Genomic DNA, 947 nt, shown 5'->3' on the forward strand with positions numbered 1-947 from the left:
CGAAGATGTATTAAAGGAACTGATTGCCCAATCGATTCAATTTCTTAGGGAAACATATCCCGATGGGGAATGAGGGAACCGGCAAAGGATCATCCTCAAGACCCAAAATGTCTTGAAGTTCCTGAAAAGGGGCTCTGAGAAGAGGTCTCAAAGCCCGAAATATCACCATGTGAGTAAAAACGGGCATTGAGGAAGCCTATCAGTGCCGAAAATTCGGTTACCTTCACCAAAACGGGTCATGAGGCAAGCTCTCAATACCCAAAATGTCTTGGAGTTGCCAAAAAAAGGCACTGAGAACAGCTTCACCAGCAAGAGAATTAATTTGCGTCCTTAACGAGGATTGGATAAAATTAGCCGCAACGAAAAAGATACAGAAAAGGGGAACTATACATGATTCATCGTACGGTACTTGTGAAATTTGCAGAAACCACAACTCAAGAACAATTGCAGGAAGTTGTCGAGCGCTTTAAAGCTTTAAAAAACCACCTAACAGGGATTGTTGATCTTCAGGCCGGTTTGAACTTTGCCGAGAGAAGCAAGGAATACCAGGTTGTCTTAATGGTCCGATTCGAGGACAAAGCAGCTTTGGATGCCTATGTCGTCGATGAGCAGCACCAGGCTGTTGCCAACTTTATTAAAAAAGTCGGCAGGGTGGACAGCATTGGAGTCGACATCGAAATCTGATTTGGACTTTTGCAGTATTTATACTATAAACATCGTAACTGGGAATACGAAGGCTGGCGTGTGCTAGCCTTTTTTATTTTTTTAATTTTATCAACGAACAGAATTGTTAGAAAAAATGAATCTAATCTTCCATATATTCGTAGTAAAATTGTAGCCAAAGAATAAAAAAATACTACCATAGTTTTTCAGTTATGTACTTGGGAAATTCCAAAATAAAATCCGTATGATTCTATGGTGTTAACTACAGATCGGAAGAGCGTCGT

1 protein-coding gene is annotated in these 947 nt (G+C 40.5%); it reads left to right on the forward strand.

Annotation, left to right across the window (positions count from 1 at the left end; translation table 11 throughout):
- Nucleotides 1-390 precede the first annotated feature (390 nt).
- On the forward strand, nucleotides 391-684 hold the full coding sequence (locus tag WQ57_RS22435; RefSeq protein ID WP_046525442.1) for a Dabb family protein: 294 nt from the start codon (nucleotides 391-393) through the stop codon (nucleotides 682-684).
- Nucleotides 685-947: the final 263 nt, after the last annotated feature.

The sequence above is a fragment of the Mesobacillus campisalis genome (assembly GCF_000986785.1).
In the GTDB taxonomy this organism is placed as follows: Bacteria; Bacillota; Bacilli; order Bacillales; family Cytobacillaceae; genus Mesobacillus_B; species Mesobacillus_B campisalis.